At 64.5% G+C, this 26416-nt stretch carries 26 protein-coding genes; 18 read left to right on the top strand and 8 right to left on the bottom strand.

What is annotated here, in order from left to right; translation table 11 throughout:
• Both PVW46_RS07580 and PVW46_RS07585 read left to right on the top strand, forming a co-directional pair.
• On the top strand, positions 1 to 699 hold a 699-nt coding region (locus tag PVW46_RS07580; RefSeq protein ID WP_274575445.1), incomplete at its 5' end, for an oligopeptide/dipeptide ABC transporter ATP-binding protein.
• Complete coding sequence (locus PVW46_RS07585; RefSeq protein ID WP_043136960.1) at positions 692 to 1192, top strand: nucleoside deaminase; 501 nt, start codon at positions 692 to 694, stop codon at positions 1190 to 1192. The genes PVW46_RS07580 and PVW46_RS07585, both read left to right, overlap by 8 nt.
• A gap of 3 nt (positions 1193 to 1195) precedes the next feature.
• On the opposite strand, the gene PVW46_RS07590 is transcribed toward PVW46_RS07585, so the two are convergent.
• From PVW46_RS07590 to PVW46_RS07615, 6 genes are all read right to left on the bottom strand, one after another.
• On the bottom strand, positions 1196 to 2524 hold the full coding sequence (locus PVW46_RS07590) for a TRAP transporter large permease (protein WP_043136963.1): 1329 nt from the start codon (positions 2522 to 2524) through the stop codon (positions 1196 to 1198).
• Positions 2521 to 3084, bottom strand: coding sequence for a TRAP transporter small permease subunit (locus PVW46_RS07595; protein WP_043136965.1), 564 nt, complete (start codon positions 3082 to 3084; stop codon positions 2521 to 2523). Before PVW46_RS07595 ends, PVW46_RS07590 begins: the two co-directional genes overlap by 4 nt.
• A gap of 75 nt (positions 3085 to 3159) precedes the next feature.
• Positions 3160 to 4212 (bottom strand): C4-dicarboxylate TRAP transporter substrate-binding protein, encoded by a 1053-nt coding sequence (locus tag PVW46_RS07600; RefSeq protein ID WP_043136966.1) that lies wholly within the window; start codon positions 4210 to 4212, stop codon positions 3160 to 3162.
• A 42-nt stretch (positions 4213 to 4254) separates the two neighbouring features.
• Positions 4255 to 6636: a xanthine dehydrogenase family protein molybdopterin-binding subunit gene (locus tag PVW46_RS07605; RefSeq protein ID WP_069210995.1), complete on the bottom strand. Its 2382-nt coding sequence runs from the start codon at positions 6634 to 6636 to the stop codon at positions 4255 to 4257.
• Complete coding sequence (locus PVW46_RS07610) at positions 6633 to 7133, bottom strand: (2Fe-2S)-binding protein (RefSeq protein ID WP_069210994.1); 501 nt, start codon at positions 7131 to 7133, stop codon at positions 6633 to 6635. The genes PVW46_RS07605 and PVW46_RS07610 overlap by 4 nt, the downstream gene beginning before the upstream one ends.
• On the bottom strand, positions 7130 to 7963 hold the full coding sequence (locus tag PVW46_RS07615) for an FAD binding domain-containing protein (RefSeq protein WP_069210993.1): 834 nt from the start codon (positions 7961 to 7963) through the stop codon (positions 7130 to 7132). Before PVW46_RS07615 ends, PVW46_RS07610 begins: the two co-directional genes overlap by 4 nt.
• A gap of 137 nt (positions 7964 to 8100) precedes the next feature.
• Here PVW46_RS07615 and PVW46_RS07620 point away from each other — a divergent pair, with 137 nt between their 5' ends.
• Positions 8101 to 8745, top strand: coding sequence for a TetR/AcrR family transcriptional regulator (locus PVW46_RS07620; protein WP_069210992.1), 645 nt, complete (start codon positions 8101 to 8103; stop codon positions 8743 to 8745).
• Positions 8746 to 8754: 9 nt separating this feature from the next.
• Here PVW46_RS07620 and PVW46_RS07625 read toward each other — a convergent pair whose 3' ends face one another.
• Positions 8755 to 9645, bottom strand: a complete 891-nt coding sequence (locus tag PVW46_RS07625) for a DMT family transporter (RefSeq protein WP_069211018.1) — start codon at positions 9643 to 9645, stop codon at positions 8755 to 8757.
• A gap of 143 nt (positions 9646 to 9788) precedes the next feature.
• Between PVW46_RS07625 and PVW46_RS07630 the strand changes: the two genes are divergently transcribed.
• The 6 genes from PVW46_RS07630 to PVW46_RS07655 all read left to right on the top strand — a co-directional run bounded on the left by PVW46_RS07630 (position 9789) and on the right by PVW46_RS07655 (position 16182).
• Positions 9789 to 10685 (top strand): LysR family transcriptional regulator, encoded by an 897-nt coding sequence (locus tag PVW46_RS07630; RefSeq protein WP_069210991.1) that lies wholly within the window; start codon positions 9789 to 9791, stop codon positions 10683 to 10685.
• Between the two features lie 151 nt (positions 10686 to 10836).
• On the top strand, positions 10837 to 11790 hold the full coding sequence (gene ytfQ / locus PVW46_RS07635; protein WP_043137606.1) for a galactofuranose ABC transporter, galactofuranose-binding protein YtfQ: 954 nt from the start codon (positions 10837 to 10839) through the stop codon (positions 11788 to 11790).
• Positions 11791 to 11895: 105 nt separating this feature from the next.
• Positions 11896 to 13419, top strand: coding sequence for a sugar ABC transporter ATP-binding protein (locus PVW46_RS07640; protein WP_069210990.1), 1524 nt, complete (start codon positions 11896 to 11898; stop codon positions 13417 to 13419).
• Positions 13416 to 14465, top strand: coding sequence for an ABC transporter permease (locus tag PVW46_RS07645; RefSeq protein WP_043136988.1), 1050 nt, complete (start codon positions 13416 to 13418; stop codon positions 14463 to 14465). The genes PVW46_RS07640 and PVW46_RS07645 overlap by 4 nt, the downstream gene beginning before the upstream one ends.
• Positions 14462 to 15454, top strand: coding sequence for a galactofuranose ABC transporter, permease protein YjfF (yjfF, locus tag PVW46_RS07650; protein ID WP_198544008.1), 993 nt, complete (start codon positions 14462 to 14464; stop codon positions 15452 to 15454). Before PVW46_RS07645 ends, yjfF begins: the two co-directional genes overlap by 4 nt.
• Positions 15451 to 16182 (top strand): FadR/GntR family transcriptional regulator, encoded by a 732-nt coding sequence (locus PVW46_RS07655; protein ID WP_043136991.1) that lies wholly within the window; start codon positions 15451 to 15453, stop codon positions 16180 to 16182. Before yjfF ends, PVW46_RS07655 begins: the two co-directional genes overlap by 4 nt.
• Before the next feature lie 8 nt (positions 16183 to 16190).
• Here the strand turns inward: PVW46_RS07655 and PVW46_RS07660 are convergent, their stop codons facing one another.
• A complete protein-coding gene (locus PVW46_RS07660) occupies positions 16191 to 17069 on the bottom strand; it encodes a MurR/RpiR family transcriptional regulator (RefSeq protein WP_069210989.1) in 879 nt (292 codons plus the stop codon).
• 150 nt (positions 17070 to 17219) lie between these two features.
• Between PVW46_RS07660 and PVW46_RS07665 the strand changes: the two genes are divergently transcribed.
• The 9 genes from PVW46_RS07665 to PVW46_RS07705 form a co-directional block, all read left to right on the top strand.
• Positions 17220 to 17984, top strand: a complete 765-nt coding sequence (locus tag PVW46_RS07665) for an N-formylglutamate amidohydrolase (RefSeq protein WP_069210988.1) — start codon at positions 17220 to 17222, stop codon at positions 17982 to 17984.
• Entirely contained in the window at positions 17977 to 18573 is a 597-nt protein-coding gene (locus PVW46_RS07670) for a TRAP transporter small permease subunit (protein WP_069210987.1), read from the top strand. Before PVW46_RS07665 ends, PVW46_RS07670 begins: the two co-directional genes overlap by 8 nt.
• Positions 18573 to 19895 carry a TRAP transporter large permease gene (locus PVW46_RS07675; RefSeq protein WP_069210986.1) on the top strand — a complete coding sequence of 441 codons (1323 nt, stop codon included), beginning with the start codon at positions 18573 to 18575 and terminating at the stop codon, positions 19893 to 19895. Before PVW46_RS07670 ends, PVW46_RS07675 begins: the two co-directional genes overlap by 1 nt.
• A gap of 50 nt (positions 19896 to 19945) precedes the next feature.
• A complete protein-coding gene (locus PVW46_RS07680; protein WP_043137003.1) occupies positions 19946 to 20983 on the top strand; it encodes a TRAP transporter substrate-binding protein in 1038 nt (345 codons plus the stop codon).
• 98 nt (positions 20984 to 21081) lie between these two features.
• Positions 21082 to 22443 carry a glutamine synthetase family protein gene (locus tag PVW46_RS07685; RefSeq protein WP_069210985.1) on the top strand — a complete coding sequence of 454 codons (1362 nt, stop codon included), beginning with the start codon at positions 21082 to 21084 and terminating at the stop codon, positions 22441 to 22443.
• 31 nt (positions 22444 to 22474) lie between these two features.
• Complete coding sequence (locus tag PVW46_RS07690; RefSeq protein WP_274575470.1) at positions 22475 to 23857, top strand: aldehyde dehydrogenase family protein; 1383 nt, start codon at positions 22475 to 22477, stop codon at positions 23855 to 23857.
• A complete protein-coding gene (locus tag PVW46_RS07695) occupies positions 23854 to 24999 on the top strand; it encodes an iron-containing alcohol dehydrogenase (protein WP_069210983.1) in 1146 nt (381 codons plus the stop codon). The genes PVW46_RS07690 and PVW46_RS07695 overlap by 4 nt, the downstream gene beginning before the upstream one ends.
• A gap of 164 nt (positions 25000 to 25163) precedes the next feature.
• Positions 25164 to 26225 (top strand): extracellular solute-binding protein, encoded by a 1062-nt coding sequence (locus PVW46_RS07700; protein WP_043137015.1) that lies wholly within the window; start codon positions 25164 to 25166, stop codon positions 26223 to 26225.
• Positions 26226 to 26281: 56 nt separating this feature from the next.
• A partial coding sequence (locus PVW46_RS07705; RefSeq protein ID WP_274575471.1) for an ATP-binding cassette domain-containing protein occupies positions 26282 to 26416 on the top strand: 135 nt, incomplete at its 3' end.

Consider the following 26416-nt stretch of genomic DNA (forward strand, 5'->3'; position numbering starts at 1 on the left):
ATGATCTTTCAGGATCCCTTTGCCTCTCTCAATCCGCGCTGGCGCGTGGGACGGATCGTGGCCGAACCCCTGCGCACCCTGTTTCCCAACACCACCGATGCTCAGGCAGAAGCCCGGGTGGGAGAATTGCTGAAGACCGTCGGCCTGTCGCCCGCCGATGCCGCCAAGTACCCGCATGAGTTTTCGGGCGGCCAAAGGCAGCGTATCTCGATCGCCAGGGCGCTGGCGGGAGAGCCCGAGTTCCTGGTCTGCGACGAACCGACATCCGCGCTGGACGTGTCCGTCCAGGCGCAGGTGCTGAACCTGATGAAACGGCTGCAGCGCGAGATGGGGCTGACCTATCTCTTCATCAGCCACGATCTCAGCGTGGTGCGGCACATGGCCGATGTGATTGCCGTCATGTACCTGGGCCGGATCGTCGAAATCCAGCCGACCGCGGACCTCTTCGCGAACCCGCTGCACCCCTACACACGGATGCTGCTGGACACGATCCCGGATCTGGAGGCCCCGAAACGCGACCGGGCGCCGATGGGCGGAGAGGTTCCCTCACCCGTGTCGCCGCCATCGGGCTGCACCTTCCATCCGCGCTGTCCGCTAGCCTTTGACCGATGCAAGCGCGAACTTCCGAAACGCACCCCAGACGTTCACGACCGACGGGTCGCCTGCTTTGCAGCCGCAGAAGGAAAAACCGATGTATGATCCCGCATTCATGCGCCGCGCGCTGGAAATTTCCGCCGAGGCCCTGACGACCCCCGGGACCGAACCGTTCGGCGCCGTGGTGGTCAAGGACGGCAAGATCGTCGGCGAAGGCATCAACCGGTCGGTGATGAACCACGATCCGACGAGCCACGGAGAGACGGAGGCCATCCGCGATGCCGCCCGCAACCTTGGCACCGTCGATCTGCGCGGAACCGCGCTTTATACCAGTTGCGAGCCCTGCCCCCTGTGCGTGGCCGCCATGCTGATCGCCGGGGTGAGCGAACTTTACTATGCCGCCGACATGGCGCAGGCCGGGCAGGCGCTGGGTCAGCTGCCGGAAAGCGCCCGTTTTCCCATCGACGTGGACCACATGCTGGCGCAATGCGGCCTGCCCGCGCCGGCGCGCAGCATGGTCAGCGCCCAGCATTCGGCGCAGGACGCCACCGACATCCTGGAACGCTGGGCCGCCAAGGTGGGCGAACCCGGCGCGTGATGCCTAGAGGAACAGGGTCACAGTCGCCGGAAAGAACGCCACGATCACCAGCACCAGCAGCATCACAGCGATGAAAGGCAGCGTGGCGCCGAAGATCTGTTCGACCGAGACCGCCGGATTGTTCAGCGTGTTGTGCACGGTAAAGACCGATATGCCGAACGGTGGCGTCAGCAGGCCGATCTCGACCGCGATGACCGTCACGATCCCGAAATGCATCAGGTCGATCCCCAGGCCCTGCGCGATGGGCGCCGCGATCGGCACCATGATCAGCAGGATGGAGGTACTGTCGAGGATCATGCCCATCAACAGGATGATCAGGGCATAGAAGAACAGGAACCCCATCGGTCCGAACCCTGATTCAGTGACCAGTCCGGCAATCGCGTTGGGCAGGCCCGCAATGGCCAGCATCCGCGAATAGAAAGAGGCCGCAATCAGCAGTAGCAGGATCGAGACCGAGATCACCCCGGTCTGCTTCATCACCTGCCATAGCTTGTGCCGGTCCAGGCTGCGCCGCGACAGGGCCACCACCAGCGCCCCGAAGGCCCCGACGCCGCCGGCCTCGGTCGGGGTGAAATACCCGGTATAGAGCCCGCCCAGGACAAGGATCACCAGAAGGACGATGGGGATCAGCTTGAGCAGCATTCGGTCCAGCGGCATCGGCTTGAACTCGCTGTCCAATCGCCGCGCACGGACGCTGTCGGGATCCTCCAGGACAAAGCGCGGGAACAGCATGGTGATACCAATCAGCATGGCCACGAACCCGCCCGCCAGCATCAGCCCCGGGATGATGCCCGCGATGAACATGCCACCGATGGACACCTCGGCCAGCACGCCGTAGATGATCAGCAGCAGGCTGGGCGGGATCAGCATGCCGAGGACCGAGGACCCCGCAACGGTGCCCGCCGAAAAGGCCGGGCGGTAGCCGTGGCGCGTCATCTCCGGCACGGCGACCCGGGTAAAGACCGCCGCCGAGGCGATGGACACGCCGGTCACGGCGGCAAAGATCGTGTTGGCGGCCACGGTGGCGACGCCCAGACCGCAGACCATACGCCGCAGCAGTTCCTCGGCCACCTCGAAGGTGTCGCGCCCGACGTTGGACACGCTGACCAGCAAGCCCATCAGGACAAAAAGCGGGATCGTGGCAAAGAGGTAATCGGCGATGCCGGAATAGGCCGTCAGCTCCAGCATCCGGAAGGCTAGGCCGATGTTGTCACGGATCAGCCAGATCCCGACAAAGGCGACGCCGAACAGCGCATAGGCGATCTGCATTCCCAGCAGAACCAGCAGGACAAGGACGCCGATCAGGACGAAACCGAAAGCAAGCGTGGTCATTTCGTGGCCCCCATGCCGCGCAGTTCGACAACCGCCCGATACAGCGCGGCCAGTACGGCGGTGAAGGCCCCCAGTACGGTGATCGCGCGGAAGGGCCATGTCGGGATGGTCCAGACGCCCTGGACGCCAAAGAACTCGGCGCTGTGCCAGCTCTGGATGAATTTTGGCCAGGAGGCCCAGAGCACCAGCGCAAAGACCACCGCCCCGGCAATGCAAAAGACCGCCTCGAGCACGGACACTGCCGACGGCGAGGCGCGTTCGATCCGACGCACCAGGAAATCGGCCCGTGTCAGGCGCTTTTGCAGGATCGCGGCGGGCACCTGCAGAAAGACGATGGCCACGACAGACCGCGCCGCGATCTCGGACACGCCGGTGATCGGCATGTTCATGAAGTTGCGCCCGATGACATCGGCCACGATCAGCAGCATCAGCGCGCCAATGGCCGCCGTGCCGACTGCGGACATGGCCGCCGCGACCGCGCCCAGCGCTGCGCCCAGCGGCGCCTCGGAAAAGGACGGGACAAACCCGTCGTCGAACTCGGCCGTGTTGTCTTCGCTCATGCCCCGATCCTGCCTTCAAAAGCGCACCCGCCCGGCATCAGATTGCCGGGCGGGTGCCGTGCTGTCACGTTCCGATCAGAGACCTTCGTCCCAGTCCCGCAACGGTGTTGCCCCGCGTTCGCGCAGGGCCGCGAAATAGGCCTTGAGCACGGTCTTGCCCGCCTCGCCGGTCTGTTCCAGCCAGGGTTCGATGATGTTCGGCAGGCCCTCGACCCACTTGGCCTTTTCTGCATCGGGCAACTGGTGGATGGTCAGCCCGGCTTCCTGCATCTCGTCAAGCGCGCGCGCGGCCAGGTCGGCGACATAGTCGCCATGCGCGATCGAGGTCGCCTGGGCCGCCTCGCGGAAGGCCTCCTGCACCGGGGCGGGCAGCCCTTCGAAGAAGTCCTTGTTGGCCGCGATCCCGCCGAAATACATCGAGCCGATACCGACACGGGTCAGTTCCGGGGCCACCTCGTAGACACGGGTCGGCAGAATGCCGGAGGCAAAGGACAGGGTGCCCTCGGTCACGCCGGTCTGGATGTTGGTGTAATAGGTGGTCAACGCGCCATCGACCGGCGTTGCCCCGGTTTCGCGCAGCCAGTTGGCCGAGGTGCCCGGCGCGTTCAGCTTGCGGTTTTGCAGGTCATCCATCGAGGAGACCGGGAAGGTGGCATAGATGTCGTAGCTGTCGGTGATCAGCGACGACAGGTGCACCATGCCGTTCTGCGCCCAGCTGTCTTTCAGCTCGGGCAGGTTCTCGGACAGGTCATCGAAGATCTCGATGATCATGCGGTGATCTTCGGTGGCGAAGGGGGTGAAATAGGTCACGTTCTGCAGGGGCATGTTGGCCCCTTCCCAGACCGTGCCCACCATGCCCACGTCGACGATGCCGTCCATGACGGCCTCGCGCGTGTCGGTGAACTTGTAGAGCGTGCCCGCGTAGCTCTCGACCCAGTTCACGGTGTATTCGTTGCCGCCCTCGGCCAGGATGCGATTCACCTCCGGCTGGAAGGTGTTCTTCATCGCGTAGACCCAGATGTTGGCCTCCGGATGCGACGAGCCGATGTTGACGGTGATCGTCTGCTGGGCATAGGCCGTGCCGCCCATCAGGATCGCGGTGGCGGCTGCCATTGCGGTGATCTTCATGTGTTTCCTCCCTTGATCGAGGCGCCTCCCGCGCCTGCTGGTTCAGTCGTCGATCTTGCCCAGGGCACGCAGGATGCGTTCCGGCGTGAAGGGCATTTCCGTCACCTGCGCGCCAAGCGGACGCAGGGCATCGTTGATGGCATTCATGACGGCCGCGGGGGCGCCGGCGGTGCCGGCCTCTCCGGCCCCTTTCGCGCCCAGTTCGCTTTCGCCGGTGGGCGTCTCGACATGGCCGATCTGCATGTCCGGCATTTCGCCCGCCATCGGCACAAGGTAATCCGCCATCGACCCGTTCAGCAGCTGGCCGTCCTCGTCATAGTGGATCTCCTCGTAGAGCGCGCCGCCCAACCCCTGGACGATGCCGCCCCGGATCTGTTCATCCACAAGCTGCGGGTTGATGACGCGCCCGCAGTCCTCGACACACCAGTGTTTCAACAGGGTCACGACGCCGGTATCTGTGTCCACCTCAAGATAGCTGGCCTGCACGCCATTGGTGAAGGCAAAGGGATAGTCCATCGTGATGAAGTGCCGGGTCTGCACCAGTTCGCGGGGCAGATCCTTGGGCAGGGTGTCGCCCCGGAAATAGACGATGCGGCCCAGTTCCTCGAGCGGCATGCGCTCTTCGCCGCTGTCGGCATCGACCACCTGGCCCGCGCGAATGTCCAGCTTGGCCGCATCGGCCTGCAGCATGGACGCCGCCACCTCGAGGATCGAGCCGCGCAGCGCGCGCGCCGCCTGCAGCGCCGCCTCGCCACCAATTCCCGCCCCGCGCGAAGCCCAGGTGCCCCCGCCGTAGGGTGTCACCTGCGTATCACCGGTGATGATGCGCACCTTGTCCGGGGTCACGCCAACACCTTCGGCCACGACCTGGCTCAGCATCGCCTCGGTGCCCTGGCCCTGTTCCGTCACGCCGGACAGCGCCACGACCGAGCCGTCCGGGTCCATCCGAACGGTGCAACCATCCTGGGCCGAGATCCGCGCCCCGCCGATGCCGTACATGAAGGGCGACGGGTTGGTCAGTTCGATGAAACTGGCGATCCCGATGCCGCGATGCTTGCCCTGCTTGCGCGCCTCTTCCTGGTCGGCACGCAGCGCGTCATAGTCGATCATCTCCATGAGCTTGTTCATCGAAGCGTGGTGCGACAGCCCCTCGAACCGCATTTTGGCGGGCGACGTGACCGGGTAGGCATCGTCGGCATACATGTTGCGGCGCCGGATCTCGACCGGGTCCATGCCTATGGCGGCCGCAGCCATGTCCACCAGCCCCTCGGTGATCGCCACAGCGATGGGATGGCCCACGGCGCGATACTGGCAGGTCGGCGCCTTGTTCTGAAAGACGACCGTGGTCTGCGCGCGGTAGTTCGCGAAATCGTAGGGTCCGCCGCAGAGGTTCACCACCTGGTTGCCCTCGATGGCCGAGGTCCGCGGATAGACCGAATAGGGGCCGATGCCGGTCCAGTCGTCCACGTCGATGGCCAGGATCTTGCCGTCCTCGGCAACGGCGATCTTGGCCTCGATCTCGTGGTCGCGGGCATGGATGTCAGAGGTGAAACTCTCCAGCCGGTCGGCGACGAACTTGACCGGGCGCGCCATGACCCGTGAAATCGCGGCGGTTGCCACCTCGTCGGGGTAGACGTGCACCTTGATCCCGTAGGACCCACCTACGTCACCGCAGATCACGCGCACGCGGCTTTCGGGAATGTCGAGATGCGTGGCCAGCACCGTCTGCATCATGTGCGGCGCCTGCGTGGCGTGATACGCGGTCATCTGTCCTTCGGCCGGGTTCCAGTCGACAAGGATCGACCGTGGCTCCAGCGTGACACCGGTATGACGCGCGGTGCGAAACCGGGCAGAGACGACCTTGTGCGCATTGGCCAGCGCGGCGTCGACGTCGCCCTCTTCGTGCAGACGGCGAAAGGCGAGGTTGTCGCCCAGGTCGGGGTGGATTACCGGCGTATCCGCATCCAGCGCCGTCATCGTGTCGGTCACCGCCGGCAGCGGATCATAGTCGACCTCGACCAGCGTTGCGGCCTCTTCGGCCGCGGCGCGTGTCGTGGCGACGACGGCCACCACCGGCTCTCCGACCCAGCAGGCGCGGTCGACGGCCAACGCGTGCTGCGGTGGGGATTTCAGTCCCTTGAGATGCGCCAGCACGCCCACCCAGGGGGTGCAAACCTCGGCCAGGTCGGCGCCGGTAAAGACCCGCAGCACGCCCTTGACCGCCTTGGCCGCCTCGGCGTCGATGCCGATGATCCGGGCGTGGGCCAGCGGCGCGCGGACAAAGGCCACATGCACCATGCGCGGCAGGGTGATGTCGTCGACATAGCGCCCACGCCCCTGCACCAGTTTCTCCGCGTTGGGACGCGGCACCGTCTTGCCGATGTAGGAATTGGGCCGGTCAGGATTTCCGAATGCGATACTCATGCCGCCCCCTTTCCGGCGCGCGCCTGCGCCACACCCTCGACCGCGTCCACGATGGCCTCGTAGCCGGTGCAGCGGCAGTAATTGCCCGACAGATGCTCGCGGATCTCCGCACGCGACGGGACGCCACCCCGCGCCAGAAGATCCTCGGCGGCAACGATCATGCCCGGGGTGCAGAACCCGCATTGAAGGGCGTTGCGCGCCACGAAGGCCTGTTGCAGGTCGCGGCTGCTGCCCTGTTCGGTCAGCCCCTCGACCGTCCAGACCTCTGCCCCGTCGGCCTGGGCGGCCAACATCAGGCAGCCGCGCACGGCCTGGCCGTCGACGCGGAGGGTGCAGGCACCGCAAACGCCATGTTCGCAAGAGGCATGCGCCCCGGTCAGGCCCAGGGTCTGCCGCAAGAAGTCCACCAGGTGCTGGCCCGCCGGAACGCGGCCCTCGACCGGCTCTCCGTTCACGGTCAGTGCAATGTCCACCTTGTCCGAAAAGACTTTTGTCATGCCTGTTGCTCTCCGATCCGGGCCACGGCCCTGCGCAGCAGAACCCCGGCAAGATGTTTGCGATAAGCCGCGCTGGCCTGCGTGTCCGATGGCGGGTCGAGTGCATCCTTGAGGGCCGCTACGGCCCCATCCATGTCCCCTGCGTCCAAAGCCGCCATCGCATCCGTTGCCAGCAGGGGCGTCGGCCCGACCGAGAACACCGTCAGCCGGTGCCCCGCTGACCGTTTGACCAGGCACATTCCCGCCAGCGCATAATCGCCGGACCGGCGCGCGACCTCTTCGAGAACCTGCACCTCGCCCGTTTCCGCCTTGGGGATGGTGACGGCGGTCAGGATCTCGTCCTCTGCCAGGGCCGTCGTGAACACGTCCTGGAAATAGTCCTCTGCCGCGATCTCGCGCGTTCCCTCCGGGCCTTCGGCGTGCAGCGTGGCGCCCAGCGCAAGGATGCAGGCGGGGAACTCGGCCGCGGGATCGGCGTGGGCCAAGGCCCCGCCGATGGTGCCCCGGTTGCGGATGGCTGCATGGGCGATGTGATCGACAGCGGCGGACAACAGAGGAGCATGCGCCCGGACCAGCGGATCGGCCCCGACATCCGCATGGCGCGTCAGGGCACCGATGCGCAGCACAGCGCCTTCGTGGGTGACGCCGGCCAGCCCGTCTATGCGCGAGATATCGACCAGCATGTCCCCCTCGGACAGGCGCATGTTCATCGCGGCCACCAGGCTTTGTCCGCCCGCCAGGATCCGGCCCATGCCGTCCGACGCGGCCAGCAGGTCAAGCGCGTGCCGCACGTCCCTGGCCCGGGCATATCCGCCCGCCGATGCCTTCATGGCGATCTCCTCCCGTCTGGTCCTTGCGCCTCTCCCCGACGCAATTGAGCAGTTGCTCACTTTTGTTGATCGCATGATCTATAAAAAGATGAACAGTTCAAGTAAAAACTGCTAAACGGGGTCACAGAGGCAAAACGATGGACGGTCGGTTGGACAGCGAAAACGCAGAATCCGAGACAGGAACGGCGCGCCGGCGCCTGCCCCCGAAAGAGCGCCGCGCGCAGATCGTGAACGAGGCTGTGCGCTTCTTTGCGGAGGTCGGGCTGGAGGGGAACACGCGCCAGTTGGCCAAGCGGCTGGGCGTCACGCAATCCCTTCTTTTCAACTACTTCGCGACCAAGGACGAGCTGCTGGAAGCGGTCTATGAAAAGGTCTACCTGGATCGTCTGTCCCCGGATTGGCCCGATCGTCTGACAGATCGCACCGTCCCCCTGCGTGCCCGGCTGCTGGCCTTCTACACCGAGTACAGCGGGCTGATCTTCGAGCGGGACTGGATGCGGATCTTCATGTCCTCGGGCCTGGCGGGCGCGGTTCTGAACCGCCGCTACCTGATGCACCTCGGCGATGTGATTCTCCGCCCCGTGCTGGCCGAAACAGAGGCCCTGGCACAAGGTGACACCCGGCCAACGATGGAAGATATCTGGAACCTGCACGGCGGGATCGTCTACATCGGCATCCGCACGCATATCTACGGCATGCCCGGCCCCGACGATCCGGAAACCGTGATCGCGCAGTCCATCGACAAGTACCTGCTGTATTTCGGAATCGGGCCAGAGGACTGAGGCGCCGCGTCACCCCTGCGATAGGTCGACCCTGCGTTCGCGCCAGATCACATAGAGGCCGCTGGCGATGATCACGCCCGCACCGTAGAACGCTGCGCGGTCAGGCACCTCGGCCCAGATCAGCCAGCCAAAGGCGGTGGCCCAGACAATCGCGGTGTAGTCCATCGGGGCGACAATCGCGGCCGGGGCCAGGCGAAAGGCCTGTGTCATCATCGTCATGCCCGCCGTGCCGAACAGGGCAATCGCCGCAAAGTACCACAGGTCGCCCGGCTGAACCGGCACCCAGACAAAGGGCACGATGAAAGCGCTCAGAAAGGCGCTGGCCCCGGTCAGGTACAGCAGCATTGTCCAGACGCTTTCCCTTGCATCGACCCAACGCGCGCTGAGCATCAGCAAGGCATAGAGAAAGGCAGTCAGCACGGGCAACATGGACGCAGGCTGAAACGCCGAGGCCCCGGGGCGGATGACGATCAGCACCCCGACAAACCCGACGCAGACCGCCAACCAGCGCCTGGGCCCGACCCGCTCTTTCAGGAAGGCCGCCGAGATGGCGGTGATGAACAGGGGCGCGACAAAGATCAGCGCCGTGGCCTCTGCCAGGTCGAGATAGATGAAACTGGTGAAGAACAGGAGTGTCGCGCCAATCCAGAGCACGCCCCGCACCAAATGCGCCGCCGGCCGCCTCGAACGCAAGGCCCCTGCGCCCCCCATCTTCAAGGTCAGCAGAATGGCAAAGGGCAAGGCGATCACGTTGCGCAGGAACAGGATTTGCAGGGGCGAATAGTCCGAAACCAGGAACTTGGCGAGCGCGTCATTGGCGCTGAGACTTGCGACGCCCACGCACATCAGCACGATCCCGGCCGTGGGGTTGCCCTCTGTTCTCGTGACGACGCCCTGCATGAAAACCTCCTCACTTTCCACATTCACCAGTCACGTCACGTCTCCGTCACGCTGGCCCCGGCAGGCTAGGCAAGATCAAGATTTCTGTAAAATATATAGAAAATGGCCTACTAATTCGCGCAGCATATAAGAAGGGTGGTGGAATGGACCTTCGGCAAATCAGGCAATTCATCGCGGTCGCCGAGGAATTGCACTTTGGACGGGCCGCGCAACGGCTCAACATGACACAACCGCCACTCAGCATGTCGATACGCGCGCTTGAGGAGTCCCTGGGCGTTCAGCTGTTCAACCGCACGCGCAAGAGCGTGGCCCTGACCCCTGCCGGGACAATCTGGCTGGGCCATGCGCGCCAGGTCCTGGCAGAGGCAGAGCGGCTGCCGGCCATTGCCCGGCGTGCCGCACGGGGAGAATTGGGAGAGCTGCGGCTCGCCTTTGTCAGCATCGCCAGCTACGGCCTGCTGCCGAACCTGGTGCGCCGCTTCCGCGATGCCTTTCCCGACGTTCGGGTCGACCTGCGCGAGGCCACCAGCGACATGCAGTTCGAGGCGCTGGCACACGGCGACATCGACGCGGGCATCATCATCCGGCCCGGCGAGGCCTTTCGGCCCTCGCTGTCCCACCACCCCCTGCCCAGCGAACCTCTGGTTGCCGTGGTCCCGGACCGCTGGGCGCCACCGGACGCGATTGCCGCCGGTTCCATCAGCTTCGACCGGATCGCCGATGCACCGCTGATCTTCTTTCCCCGCCATGTGGCACCCGCCTATTACGACGCGGTGGCAGATCACTACGCCGCACACGGGAGAGCGCTGCGGATTCACCAGGAAGCGATCCAGATGCAGACCATCATCGGTCTTGTTGCCGCCGGATTGGGGATTTCCCTCGTCCCGCGCTCGATGACCGAGATGTCCCGCAAGGGTGCGCATTACCTGAATCTGGAGGGGACCCCGCCCCGAATCGAGGTCTGCATGATCTGGAAAGACGGCCATGATCAGCCTGTGCTCAAATCATTCTTGAGCCTTCTGGACAGTCCGGATCACTGACGGCCAACACCGCCAAATGCCTGCCACAGGGCCAGAAACCAGCCTGTTCAGGGCCGCGACAGCAGTCGGACCAAAGCCGGTTTACAAAAATGATAAAATAATACTTAATAATCTCGTGGCGGTCGTGGACCGCACAGAATGGGAGGACATCATGAAACTCAGACAGACCCTTCTTGCGGGGGCGATCGCCTTTGCGCCGGTCACCGCATTCGCCGCTGATCTTACCATTGGCTTTTCGCAGATCGGCTCGGAATCCGGCTGGCGTGCCGCGGAAACAACCGTGACCAAGCAGGAGGCCGCGGACCGCGGCATCAACCTGAAATTCGCGGACGCCCAGCAGAAGCAGGAAAACCAGATCAAGGCGATCCGCAGCTTTGTCGCCCAGGGCGTCGACGCGATCCTGCTGGCCCCCGTGGTCGCCACCGGCTGGGACGAAGTGCTGGAAGAGGCCAAGGACGCGGATATTCCCGTCGTCCTGCTGGACCGCACGGTTGACGCACCCGACGACCTTTACCTGACCGCCGTGACCTCGGACCTGGTGCACGAAGGCCGCGTTGCCGGTCAATGGCTGGTCGACGAGATGGACGGCGCCGACTGCCGCATCGTCGAGCTGCAGGGCACCACCGGGTCGTCGCCCGCCATCGACCGCAAGACCGGCTTTGAAGAGGCCATCGCCGGACACGACAACCTGGAAATCGTGCGCTCGCAGACCGGCGATTTCACCCGGTCCAAGGGCAAGGTCGTGATGGAAAGCTTTCTCAAGGCCGAGGGCGGCGAGAACATCTGCGCGCTGTATGCCCATAACGACGACATGGCCGTCGGCGCGATCCAGGCGATCAAGGACGCGGGCCTGAACCCGGGTGACGACATCCTGATCGTCGCCATCGACGCGGTTCCGGACGCGCACCTGGCCATTGCCAACGGCGACATGAACGCCACGATCGAGCTGACGCCGAACATGGCCGGCCCTGCGCTCGACGCGCTCGAGGCCTACCTGGCTGACGGCACCACGCCGCCGAAGTGGATCCAGACGGAGTCCAAGCTGTTCACTGCCGCCGACGACAACCAGGCGATCTACGAGCAGAAGAAAGACCTGGGCTACTGAGCCATCGGTCACACAGGGCCGGGCGTTCCTGACGTCCGGCCCCGGATTTTCGACCAGGCCGGGACGCGGACTTGCAATGCCGCTCTCCGCCGACAAGAGTCAGCCATGACACATGACACGGGCCCTGTGCTGCACGCCAAGGGCATTTCCAAGTTTTTCCCCGGCACCATCGCCCTGGACGAGGTGGACCTGCGGCTGGAACCCGGCGAGGTGCACGCCCTGCTGGGCGAGAACGGCGCCGGAAAATCCACCCTCATCAAGTGCCTGACCGGCGCCTACCAGCGCGACGGCGGCAGCATCCACCTGGACGGGCAAGAGGTTTCGCCTCAGTCCACCGCCGACAGCCAGCGGCTGGGCATCGGCACGGTCTACCAGGAGGTGAACCTGTTGCCGAACTTGACGGTGGCCGAAAACCTTTACCTGGGTCGACAGCCGATGCGCTGGGGCCTGATGGCGCGGCGCCGGATGAACGCGATGGCGCGCGAGACACTGGCAGGCTACGGGCTGGACATCGACCCGGCGGAACCGCTGACCGCCTATTCGGTGGCGATCCAGCAGGTTGTCGCCATCGCCCGCGCGGTCGAGATGTCGGGCAAGGTCCTGATCCTCGACGAACCGACCGCCAGCCTTGACCGGGATGAGGTGCAACTGCTGTTTTCGGTGATCCGGCAGTTGCGGGAACGCGGCCTGGCCGTGGTCTTCATCACCCATTTCCTCGACCAGGTCTTTGAGATTTCCGACCGCGCCACGATCCTGCGCAACGGTCGCGTGGTCGGCACGCGGGTGCTGGCGGACGTGTCGCAAAAGGACGTTGTCACGCTGATGCTGGGCCGCCAGTTGGAGGCCCAGGTGCATGAGCGCAAGCCGGCCAAAGCGGGTGACACGCTGATCGAGGTCGACGGTCTTGGCAAACGCGGGATGCTGGAGCCGCTGTCTCTGGCCCTGCGCGAAGGCGAGGTCGTGGGCCTTGCCGGGCTTCTGGGATCTGGCCGCACGGAAACCGCCAACCTGATGTTCGGCGCCGTCCCTGCCGACCAGGGCCGGATGTTGCTGCGTGGCAAGGAAATCTCTGTCTCGACCCCGCGCGAGGCGGTGAAGCACCGCTTTGCCCTCTGCCCCGAGGACCGCAAGACAGAAGGCATCGTCGGCGACCTTTCGGTGCGCGACAACATCATCCTCGCCCGGCAGGCCAGCCAGGGCTGGATGCGCCCGATCCCCCGCGCCGAGGTCAACGCGATCGCCGAGCGGTACGTCAAGGCGCTGGACATCCGGCTGGCCAGCCTCGACATGCCGATCCGGCTGTTGTCCGGTGGCAACCAGCAAAAGGCGCTGCTGGCGCGCTGGCTGGCGACGAACCCGGATTTCCTGATCCTCGATGAACCCACACGCGGCATCGACGTGGGCGCCCATGCCGAGATCATCGCCCTGATCGAACAGCTGCGCGCGGACGGCATGGCGCTGTTGGTCGCCTCTTCCGAACTGGAGGAACTGGTGGCCTATTCCACGCGCGTCATCGTCTTGCGCGACCGCAAACAGGTACGCGAACTGGCAGGCGCCGAGATTACCCCGGAGAACATCGTCCACGCCATCGCCGAGCACGACGCCCCGACCAAGGAGGTCGCCCAATGATCGGCCCCAAGCATTCCACCTTCAAACGCATCCTGCCGCAACTGTTGATCCTCGCCGCGGCGCTGGCGATCAACCTCGTCGTCTTTCCCGATTTCTTCGACATCGACTTTCGCAACGGGCGGCTCTTTGGCAACCTGATCGACGTGCTGAACCGCGCGGCCCCCGTGGCGATCCTTTGTGTCGGCATGACGCTGGTCATCGCCACGCGCGGCATCGACCTGTCTGTGGGCGCGGTCATGGCCATCGCTGGGGCCACCTCGGCGGCGGTGGTGGTCGAGGGGCACGGCTGGGTCACGGCGCTTCTGGCCGGCCTTGGCGCCGGGGCGCTCTGCGGGCTCTGGAACGGTATCCTTGTCGCCGTGCTCAAGATCCAGCCCATCGTGGCCACGCTGGTGCTGATGGTGGCCGGGCGCGGGGTTGCGCAGCTGATCACCGAAGGCAAGATCCTGACCTTCTCGAACGAGGGGCTGATCCACCTTGGCGCTGGCGTTGTCGCCGGTGTGCCAACGCCGATCCTGGTCTGGATGACCCTGGGCGCGCTGGTGATCTTCGTGGTCCGCCGGACCGCGCTGGGGATGCTGATCGAGGCCATCGGCATCAACGAACGCTCGTCTCGGCTGGCGGGGATCAACAGCCGGGTGCTGTTGATCAGCGTGTACCTCGTCTCGGGCCTTTGTGCCGCGCTGGCAGGGGTGATCGTGGCCGCCGACATCAAGGGCGCGGATGCGAACAACGCCGGGCTCTGGCTGGAGCTGGACGCGATCCTGGCGGTCGTGATCGGGGGCAACTCGCTGCTGGGCGGGCGCTTTTCCATCCTCGCCTCGCTGATCGGCGCGCTGATCATCCAGTCGGTCAACTCTGTGATCCTGCTGTCCGGCATGCCGCCCGAGTTCAACCTTGTCATCAAGGCCCTGCTGATCCTGGCGATCCTCGTGATCCAGAGCCCACGCATCAGCACCCTGGTCTACATGTTGCGCGCCTCGGGGCCGCAGCCGCAACCCGACACGGCCCCCTTGCCCAAGACGCAGAAGGAAGAGGCGCAATGATCCGCTCCACCCACCTGCCGCTGCTGGTCACGCTGGCGACTTTTGTGCTGGCCTATGCGCTCTGCGCCTCTGCCTACCCGTCGATGCTGTCGACGCGGGTCGTGGCGAACCTGCTGACCGACAACGCCTTTCTGGGGATTGCCGCGGTCGGCATGACATTCGTCATCCTCTCGGGCGGCATCGACCTGTCGATCGGGTCGGTCATCGCCTTCACCGGGGTTTTCCTGGCCGTCGTGCTGCGCGATACCTCGATGCATCCGCTGCTGGCCTTCGCGCTGGCGCTGATGATCACCACCGCCTTTGGCGCCGCGATGGGCGCGCTGATCCACTACCTTGAAATGCCGCCCTTCATCGTCACCCTTGCGGGCATGTTCCTGGCGCGCGGCGCGGCCTATGTCCTGTCGACCGAGAGCGTGCCGATCACGCATGAATTCTACGATGTCCTGCAGGGCCTTTACTGGAAGGATCCCTCGGGCGGGCGGTTCCGGCTGATCGGCGGGATCATGGTGCTGACCTTCCTCGTCGGCATCCTGGTGGCGCACCGCACGCGGTTCGGACAGAATGTCTACGCCCTTGGCGGCGGCGGTCAGACCGCCAAGCTGATGGGCCTGCCGCTGGCCTCGACCACCATCGGGATCTATGCAATTTCCGGCGGGCTGGCCGGGCTCTCGGGCATCGTCTTTTCGCTCTACACCTCGGCGGGCTATTCGCTGGCCACCGTGGGTGTCGAACTGGACGCCATCGCGGCCGTGGTCATCGGGGGCACCTTGCTGACGGGCGGCTACGGCTATGTCGCGGGCACCTTTTTCGGCATATTGATCATGGGACTGATACAGACCTACATCGTCTTTGACGGGACTTTGTCCAGCTGGTGGACCAAGATCGTCATCGGGGGGCTGCTCTTTGCCTTCATCGTGCTGCAGAAAGGGCTGACTTGGGCGACGCAGGCAAGACGACGAACAACGACTGGCTCCGCCGCTCACTCATGACGCTTGTCCACGGCGGGGCCGACCGCGCGAGCAATCACACGAGCTTCGTGGTCGACCAGCTGGGCTTTGCCATCGTCGCCGGGGAATACCCGCCCGAGACGATGATCCCGCTGGACCCGGACCTGTGCGAGATGTTCGGCGTGTCCCGGACCGTGGTCCGCGAGGCCAAGAAAACCCTGATCGCCAAGGGGCTGATCCAGTCCAAGGCCAAGGTCGGCACCCAGGTGCGCCCGGCGGATGGCTGGAACATGTTCGACCAGGACGTGATGCGCTGGCATGCCTCGGTCAAGAATCCGACGCGCTATTACGAGGAACTGTTCGAGATCCGGATGATCTTTGAACCCGCCGCCGCCGCGCAGGCTGCCGGGCGGGTCAACCAGATCGACTGCGACGGTCTCTTTTCGCTCTGTGACGCGCTGGAAAAGGCCGAAAGCCGGGCGGATTTCGCCCTGGCGGACTACGAGTTCCACAAGCAGGTGCTACGCCTCTCGGGAAACCGGTTCTTGCAGTCTCTGGGCGACCTCGTGCAGACCGCGCTTTATTCCCTGTTCATGTCCGAAAGCGTCGCCACCTTTCCCGAGCGGCGCAAGACTGTCGTCGACCGGCACCGCACCGTCGCGGCGGCCATTGCCTCCGGCGCACCAATCGAGGCACAGGAGGCCATGCGCCGGGTCATCAACGACGGCTATCGCAACGCCTTGTCCGACAAGGCGGCGCCCGCGTCGTAGCCCGCGCCCTAGGCCCCGCCCGGCTTGCGGAACAGCCGTGTCTGCTCGAACAACCTGTCCAGACGTTCGTACCTGTCCTTGGTGTTCGGCCAGGCCTCTTCCTGGGTTGCGGAAATCAGCGCCTCCAGCAGCATCAGCGTCGAGACATTGGAGTCCCAGGCCGAGGGGATTTCCACCCAGCAGTTGAAACTATGCGTCGCGATCTCGGCCACTGGGCTGGACCATTGATCGGTGATCAGCACCACCGCGACGCCGCGGTCCCGCGCCAGTTCCGCCAAGCGCAACAGGTTAGACTCGTATCGCCGGATGTCGAACATCAGCAGCGTATCGCCCCTTTCCATGTCCAGCAGGTAATGCGGCCAGGTTGCCGAGGACGATGTCAGGTGGATGACCCGGGGCCGCACCGCCTGCAGGTGGGTAAAGGCGTAATCCGCCAGCGCATGGGTGATCCGCCCGCCGACGATGAACAGCGTATGATCCGTGTCCGCCAGCAGGTGCGCCGCAGCATCGAAGGCCTCGCTTGGCACATTGCTGAAGGTGGTCTGGATGTTCTGCGTGACCGCCTTGGCAAAGCGGTTCAGCAGGTGCGACTCGGGTGCCTCTGTCGCCCAGTTCGCGCGCCGTTCTGTCGGGCCGGAGACCTTGGCCTGCAATTCCTTGAGCAGCGCCTTGTGGAACTGCGGAAACCCCTTGAACCCCAGTTTCTGCACCATGCGCGCGATCGTGGGCGTCGACACCCCGGTCTGCCCCGCAACGATGGTGATCGAGGCAAGCCCCGCCGCCGGGTAGTTTTCCAGAAGGGCATTGGCAAACTTGCGCTCTGACTGCGTCAGGTCCGAATAGTGCTGCCGGATCAATTCCCGGACGGTCGAACTGGGCTGTGTCACGGCTCACTTCCTTGCATCGTCAACGCTGCATTTTGGGCGAAACCCGTCTCGATGCGTGTCAACCGCATGAATCTGCCCGCCGCCTTGTGAAGAAATATTGACACAACCTGCGTGGATGTGGAAAATTTTTTTCAGAACGGGGAGACGTGAATGTCGGAAAGCGACCACGGCGGCAACGAAACCGCCGTCAGCGTGATCAATGCCGAAGGCACGGGCGCCGCCCTGCTGCTGTGTGAGCACGCGTCGGCCTATATACCCGGGCGCTACGGCGATCTCGGGCTGCGCCCCGAGTGGCGGCAAAGCCATGCCGCCTGGGACCCGGGGGCGCTGGCGCTGGCACGCATGTTGTCGACGGAGCTTGATTCGCCCCTGGTGGCCGGTCGCGTGTCGCGGCTGGTCTATGACATCAACCGCCCGCCAGAGGCCGAGGCCGCGATGCCCGTGCGTTCGGAAGTGGTGGAGATCCCCGGCAACGCAAACCTGACGCCGGCGCAAAGGGCAGAGCGGGTCGAGACCGTCTATCGCCCCTTCTGCGAGGCCGTCGACAGGCTGCTTGCCGACAGGCCCAGGGCCATCGTCACCGTGCACAGCTTTACCCCGGTCTACCACGGCGAGACCCGCAGCACCGAAATCGGCATCCTGCACGACAGCGACAGCCGGCTGGCCGACGTGATGTTGGCCCAGCCCGCCGAAGACGGTCGGCAGGTCGACCGCAACAAGCCCTACGGCCCCGGGGACGGCGTCACGCATTCGTTGAAACTCCACGGCATCTCGCGCGGATTGCCCAACGTGATGATCGAGGTCCGCAACGACCTGCTGACCACGCTGGAGGACGTGCAGGCCATCGCCACCGAACTGCTGGCAATGCTGCGTCCTGCGCTGGCCGCCATTCCCGCGGAGGTGACGGATGCCTAGGATCATCACCGGGTTCGTGCATGGCGTCGACGCGATGAACCGCTTCATCGGGCGCATCGCCATGTACCTGATCTTTGTGCTGGTGGGCGTGCTGCTGTGGTCCTCGGTGTCAAAGGTGGCATTCCTGCCCTCGCTCTGGACGCTGGAGACCGCGCAATTCGTCATGGTGGCCTATTACATCCTCGGTGGCCCCTACTCGATCCAGCTGGGCTCGAATGTGCGGATGGACCTGTTCTATGGCGGCTGGTCGGTCAAGACCAAGGCCTGGGTCGACGCCTTCACCGTCTTCTTCCTGATGTTCTACCTCGTCGTTCTGCTCTACGGCGCGCTTGGCTCGCTCGCCTATGCGATGGGCTATTTCGGGATGCAGCCGCTGGAATATTTCGCCGAGTTCTTCGGCGCGCTTTTCACCGGCGGCTTCGAGGCGGCGGGCGAGAAACTTGGCTATCTCGAACGGTCCTCGACCGCATGGCGGCCCTTCCTCTGGCCGGTCAAGCTGATCCTGGCCTTCGGCATTTTCCTGATGCTGCTGCAAACCCTCGCCGAGCTGTTCCGTGACATCGGCCGCATCCGCGGGGTGGAGATCTGATGTCCTATGAAATGATCGCCATCCTCATGTTCTCGGGCATGATGCTGATGCTGCTGACCGGGCAGCGCGTTTTCGGCGCCATCGGCTTTGTCGGCGCGCTGGCCGGGCTGCTGCTTTGGGGGACGGGGGGCGTCGACGTCCCCTTTGCCGCGGCCATGAAGCTGATGAAATGGTATCCGCTGCTGACGCTGCCGATGTTCATCTTCATGGGCTACGTCCTGTCGGAATCGAAGATCGCAGACGATCTCTACCGGATGTTCCATGTCTGGATGGGGCCCGTGCGCGGCGGACTGGCCATCGGAACCATCGGGCTGATGGTGCTGATTTCCGCCATGAACGGGCTGAGCGTGGCTGGCATGGCCATCGGGGCAACTATCGCCCTGCCGGAACTGCTGCGCCGGGGCTATGACAAGATCATGGTCACGGGCGTGATCCAGGCGGGCTCGTCGCTGGGCATCCTCGTGCCGCCCTCTGTGGTGCTGGTCCTGTACGCCATGATCGCGCGGCAGCCCGTGGGACAGTTGTGGCTGGCAGGTGTGATCCCCGGCCTGATGATGGCCACGATGTTCATCATCTACATCTACATCCGCTGCCGGGTGCAGCCCGAGCTTGGCCCGCCCCTGCCCGCGGAGGAACGCAATGTCAGCCGGGCCGAGAAGCTGCGCCTGCTGCGCGCGGGCATCCTGCCGCTTGTGATCTTTGCCGTGATGATGGTGCCTTTCGTCAAGGGCTGGACCAGCCTGGTCGAAAGCTCTGCCATCGGCGCGATGGCGGCTTTCGTCGCGGCGATCCTGAAGGGCCGCATGACCCGCGAGGTCTTCGAGACCTCGGTGCGCCAGACGCTGGCCATTTCCTGCATGTTCATGTGGATCATCCTGGCCGCCCTGGGCTTTGGCGCGATTTTCGACGGGCTGGGAGCCGTGCGGGCCATCGAGTCGCTGTTCACCGAGCAGCTGGGGCTCAGCCCCTGGATGATCCTGATCCTGATGCAGCTGTCCTTCATCATCATGGGCACCTTCCTGGATGACACCGCCATGCTTGTCATCGTCGCACCGCTGTACGTGCCGCTGGTGGGCGCGCTGGGGTTCGACCTGATCTGGTATGGTGTGCTGTACACGATCACCACGCAGATCGCCTACATGACCCCGCCCTTCGGCTATAACCTCTTCCTGATGCGCGCGATGGCGCCGCCTGAAATCGGCCTTCGGGACATCTATCGCTCGATCATTCCATTCGCATTGGTGATGGTGCTGGCACTGGCGCTGGTCATGATCTTCCCGCAGATCGCGCTTTGGCTGCCGGACCTCGTTTACGGAAAATAACCCCTCAGAAGCCTCGAAAAGAGGACAGATTTTCAACAAGGAGAACGGATATGACGACTTCGAGAAGAAAGTTTCTGAAAACCGCCGGTGTGGGCGTTGCCGCCGCACCCTTGGCCGCTCCGGCCCTGGCGCAGTCCACCATCACCTGGCGGATGCAGACCTACGCAGGCGCCGCGCTTGCGGAACACGTCGTGAAACCGGCCATCGACCGATTCAACGCCATCGCCGGCGACCGGATGCAGATCGAGCTGTTCTACGCCGACCAACTGGTGCCCACGGGTGAGCTGTTCCGCGCCATGCAGCGGGGCACCATCGACGCGGTGCAATCGGATGACGACTCGATGGCCTCGCCGACAGAGGTGACGGTCTTCGGTGGTTATTTCCCCTTCGCCTCGCGCTATTCGCTCGACGTGCCGGTGCTGTTCAACCAGTACGGCCTGAACGAGATCTGGGCCGAGGAATACGCCAAGGTCGGGGTCAAGCACATCAGCGCGGGCAGCTGGGACCCTTGCCACTTCGCCACCAAGGACCCGATCAACAGCCTGGCCGACCTGCAGGGCAAGCGCGTCTTCACCTTCCCAACCGCGGGCCGCTTCCTCAGCCAGTTCGGCGTCGTGCCCGTCACCCTGCCCTGGGAGGACATCGAGGTCGCCGTGCAGACCGGCGAGCTGGACGGCATCGCATGGTCGGGCATCACCGAGGACTACACGGTGGGTTGGGCTGACGTGACCAACTACTTCCTGACCAACAACATTTCCGGCGCCTGGATCGGGCATTTCTTTGCCAACATGGGCCGCTGGGAAGAGCTGCCCGAGGATCTGAAACTGCTGCTGGCCACCTGCATGGAGCAGTCGCACTACTACCGCCAGTGGTGGTACTGGGGCGGCGAGGCGCGACTGCGCGTCAACGGCGAGAAAATGCAGCTGACCTCGATCCCCGATGCCGAATGGGACACGGTCGAAGAGGCCGCGCGCACCTTCTGGGACGAGATCGCGGCAGAGTCCGAGACCAAGGCCAAGGTCGTCGAGATCTTCAAGCAGTACAACGCGGACATGGCCAAGGCCGGCCGCCCCTACCGCTACGGCTGATCGCCGTCCTCCCCGGGTCGACCCGGGGACATTTCCAAAGCCCCGGCGTCAACCTGCGCCGGGGCCACCCCTTTGACAGACAACAAAAGGACTGCCCGATGCCCGGCCCCATGACATTCGATGACCTCAAGGCGCAGGTCTCCTCCGGCGAGGTGGACACCGTCCTGGCCTGCATCGTGGACATGCAGGGCCGCCTGATGGGCAAACGGTTTCACGCCGCGCATTTCGTGAACAGTGCCTGGGAAGAAACCCACTGCTGCAACTACCTGCTGGCGACAGACCTGATGATGGCGACCCCCGAGGGCTATGCCGCCACCTCCTGGGAAAAGGGCTATGGCGACTACGTGATGAAGCCGGACCTGACCACCCTGCGTCCGATGCCCTGGCTAGAAGGCACGGTCATGGTGTTGTGTGACGTGCTGGATCACCACACGCATGAGGACGTGCCGCATTCGCCCCGTGCCATGCTGAAAAAGATGGTCGCCCGCGCCGAAGCGATGGGATTCACCCCGATGATGGCGACGGAACTGGAGTTCTTTCTCTTCGAGAAGAGCTTTGACGAGATCCGCAAATCCGGGTTCCGCGAGCTGGCGACGCTGTCCGGCTACAACGAGGATTACAACATCCAGCTGACCAGCCGCGAAGAACACGTGATGCGCCCGGTGCGCAACCATCTCTACGTCGCCGGCCTGCCGATCGAAAATTCCAAGGGCGAGGCGGAGACCGGGCAGGAAGAGCTGAACATCAAGTACGCCCCCGCCCTCGACACCGCCGAGTACCACACCATAGCCAAGCACGCGGTCAAGGAGATCGCCCACCAGCAGGGTCACGCCGCCAGCTTCCTGCCGAAATGGCACCAGGACAAGGTCGGCTCGTCCAGCCATGTGCACCAGTCGCTGTGGAAAGATGGCCAGCCCGTCTTCTTTGACGAGGCGGACGCCCTGGGCATGTCGGCGCTGATGAAGACCTATGTCGCGGGATTGCTGAAATACGCGCCGGACTACATGGTTTTCCTCGCCCCCTACATCAACAGTTACAAGCGCTTCCAGGTCGGCACCTTTGCCCCCACGCGCATCATCTGGTCCATCGACAACCGCACCGCCGGGTTCCGCCTCTGCGGCGACGGATCCAAGGCGGTGCGCATCGAATGCCGTGTCGGTGGGTCGGACATGAACCCCTATCTGGCGATGGCGGCCATGCTGGCGGCGGGCCTCAAGGGCATCGAAGAGGGGCTGGAACTGGCCCCGGCCTTTTCCGGCGACGCCTACGCGGGCGACGCGCAGGAACTGCCGACCACCCTGCCCGCCGCGCGGGAGGCGCTGATGCAATCCGACCTGCTGCGCGAGGCCTTTGGCGAAGAGGTCGTGGCCCACTACGCCCGCGCGGCAGAGGTGGAAATCGAGGACTTCAACCGCGTCGTGACCGACTACGAGATCGCGCGCGGGTTCGAGCTTGCCTAGGGGCCGACCGGCCCGATCCATAGAGGACAGAATGAGCAATACTTTGAAATGCATCTCCCCCATCGACGGCTCGGTCTTTGCCGAACGCCTCACGCTGTCGCTGGACGAGGCGAAGACCGCCGCCGCCAGGGGCCGTGCCGCGCAGGCGGCCTGGGCCGCCCGCCCCTTGCAGGAACGGGTGGACCTGGTCATGGCCGGTGTCGCCGCAGTGGGCGCAATGAACGACGAGATCGTGCCGGAACTGGCGCATATGATGGGCCGCCCGGTGCGCTTTGGCGGCGAATTCAGTGGCTTCAACGAACGCGCATCCTACATGGCGGGGATCGCGGAAACCGCTCTGGCCCCGATCGAGGTCGGCGAGGACGCGACGTTCAAGCGCTACATCAAGCGCGTGCCGCTGGGTCTGGTGCTGGTCGTGGCGCCCTGGAACTATCCCTACATGACCGCCATCAACACGGTGGCCCCGGCACTGATAGCGGGCAACACGGTGATGCTGAAACATGCCACGCAGACCCTGCTGGTCGGCGAACGCATGGCCCGGGCCTTCCACGAGGCGGGCGTGCCCGAGGACGTGTTCCAGAACGTCTTCCTCAGCCATGACACGACCTCTGACCTGATCGCCGCCAAGGCTTTTGACTTCGTGAACTTCACCGGCTCTGTCGGTGGCGGCAAGGCGATGGAGCGCGCGGCGGCGGGCACCTTCACCGGCATCGGGCTGGAACTGGGCGGCAAGGACCCGGGCCATGTCATGGAGGACGCCGACGTGGATGCGGCCGTCGACACGCTGATCGACGGCGCGATGTTCAATTCCGGCCAGTGCTGCTGCGGGATCGAACGGATCTACGTGCATGAATCGCTCTACGACAGCTTCCTTGAAAAGGCGCTGACCGTGGTCCGGGGCTACAAGCTGGGCAACCCGCTGGAGGCGGAGACGACCATCGGCCCGATGGCCAACGCCCGTTTCGCCGCCGAGGTCCGCGCCCAGATCAGCGAGGCCGTCGAGGCCGGCGCAACCGCCCATATCGACACATTCCCCGAGGATGACGGCGGCACCTACCTGACGCCGCAGATCCTGACCGATGTGACCCACGACATGCGCGTGATGCGCGACGAGAGCTTTGGCCCCGTAGTGGGCATCATGAAGGTCAAGGACGATGAAGAGGCCATCGCCCTGATGAACGACAGCGATTTCGGCCTGACCGCCTCGCTCTGGACCAATGACCTGGCGCGCGCGGAACGGGTCGGTGACCGGATCGAGACGGGCACCGTTTTCATGAACCGGGCCGACTACCTCGACCCAGGCCTGTGCTGGACCGGCTGCAAGCAGACCGGGCGCGGCGGCGGCCTGTCGATCATCGGCTATCACAACCTCACACGCCCCAAATCCTATCACTTGAAGAAGGTGACGAAATGAGCCTGACCGGAAACTGGTCCTACCCCACCGCCATCAAGTTCGGCGCGGGCCGCATCTCTGAACTTCCGGGTGCCTGCGCGCTGGCGGGCATCTCTCGCCCGCTGCTGGTCACGGATCGCGGACTGGCCGACCTGCCGATCACGTCGCAGACATTGGACGTGCTGGAACAGGCGGGCCTTGGCCGCGCGCTTTTTGCCGACGTGGACCCGAACCCCAACGAAAAGAACCTGGCAGCGGGCGTGAAGGCCTACAACGACGGCGGCCACGACGGCGTGATCGCCTTTGGCGGCGGTTCCGGCCTGGACCTGGGCAAGATGGTCGCCTTCATGGCCGGTCAGACGCGCCCGGTCTGGGATTTCGAGGACATCGGCGACTGGTGGACCCGTGCGGATGCGGACGTCATCGCCCCCATCGTCGCCGTGCCGACCACCGCCGGGACGGGCTCGGAGGTGGGGCGCGCCAGCGTCATCACCAATTCCGAGACACATGAAAAGAAGATCATCTTTCACCCCAAGGTTCTGCCGCAGGTCGTGATATGCGACCCGGAGCTGACTGTGGGGATGCCGGGCTTTATCACCGCGGGCACCGGCCTTGATGCCTTTGCCCATTGTGTCGAGGCCTATAGCAGCCCGCATTACCACCCCATGAGCCAGGGCATCGCGCTGGAAGGCATGCGGCTGGTCAAGGAGTACCTGCCCCGCGCCTTTGCCAACGGCCAGGACATCGAGGCCCGCGCCCAGATGATGAGCGCCGCCATGATGGGGGCAACTGCCTTTCAGAAGGGCCTTGGCGCGATCCATGCCATGAGCCATCCCATCGGCGCGCATTTCAACACCCACCACGGCACGACCAACGCGGTCTGCATGCCCACGGTGCTGGCGTTCAACGCGGACGCCATCCGCGACCGTTTCGACACGGCGGCGGCCTACCTGGGGATCGAAGGCGGCTTTGACGGGTTCCGCGCCTTCGTGCAGGATCTCAACGACAGCCTGAACATCCCGCGCCGCCTGTCCGATCTGGGCGTGACCGAAGAGGCGATCCCGACGCTGGTCAAGGGCGCGATCATCGACCCGTCTTGCGGCGGCAACCCGATCGAACTGACCGAGCAGAACCTGACAGCGCTGTTCAAGGCAGCGCTCTGACCCCTGTTCCGGCGGGATTTCCGCCGGGGCAACCTTCTGGAATCACGCTGATTTCATGTAAACGTCAAACAAGAGGCCCATAAGGCTCAAATCGTCCCGGGCACGCCCTGCCCTTTTTTCCGCAGAGCCCGGGACAGAACCACGACCCGACAGAGGAGAGACCCATGTCCAGAACCATCCTTTTGACCACCACATTGATCGCGGGGATGGCCACAACGGCCTCCGCCGACACCCTGCGCCTGCTGACCTGGGGCGGCTACGCGCCCGATGAGGTCATCGAACTGTTCGAGCAGAAGACCGGCCACACCGTCGAAGTGACCAAGTCCAACAACGAGGAAATGATCGCCAAGCTGCGCGCCACCGGCGGCGGCGGCTTTGACCTGGTCCAGCCCAGCCAGGACCGCGTCATGGGCCCGCAGATGGAATTCGGCATCTACAAGCCGATCGACATGTCGAAAATCGACGAGTCGCTCTTCATCCCCTCGATGCTGATGGCGACGATGGCCAACACCACCGTGAACGACGAAGTCTACGGCGTGCCGCACGTCTGGGGCACTTCGGGCCTGGTGCTGAACACCGCCGAGGCGGGGGACACCGTCAAGGATTACACCGACCTCTGCGACCCGGCCGTCGCAGGCAAGGTGACCTACCGCCTGAAGCGCCCGACGCTGATCGGCTTTGCCTTTGCAATGGGCGAAGATCCCTTTGCCGCCTACGGCGACGAGGAAAAGTACAAGGAGATCATGGGCAAGGTCGAAGCCAAGCTGACCGAGTGCAAGGCCAACGTCAAAACCTACTGGGGTGGCGGCGACGAGCTGATGAACCTTGTCCGTTCGGGCGAAGTCACCGCCTCGATGGCCTGGGACACCGGCGGCTGGAAGCTGAACGACGACAACGCCGACATCACCTTTGTCGCCCCGGCATCGGGCGCCCTGGGCTGGATCGACACCTTTGTCCTGCCTGCCAAGGGCCAGGCCGACGACGTCGCCTATGAGTGGATCAACTTTGTCATGCAGCCGGAAATCGCGGCCATGATCACCGCGGCAGCCGGCAACTTCACCGCCTCCGCCGGGGCCGACGAATACGTCGAGGACGGATTGAAGGCCAAGTACCAGAACAGCTTCCCGCAGGAAGCCATCGACAACATTAAATGGTATCCGCCGGTTCCCGCCGGCCTGGAAACCATCGAGGGCGAAGTTCTGGACCGGGTCCAGGCCGCCAACTGATCTGACACGGGCGGCACCCGGTTCTCCGGGTGCCGCCAAATGAACGGACTTCCCGCATGACCCCTGATCTCGAATGCGCCGATCTCGTCAAACGGTTCGGTGAGACAACCGCCGTCGACAATGTCTCCTTCTCGGTGCCGCCGGGCAGTTTCTTTTCGATCCTGGGGCCGTCGGGCTGCGGCAAGACGACG

This window comes from Mameliella sp. AT18, assembly GCF_028807275.1.
GTDB classification, from domain to species: domain Bacteria; phylum Pseudomonadota; class Alphaproteobacteria; order Rhodobacterales; family Rhodobacteraceae; genus Antarctobacter; species Antarctobacter albus.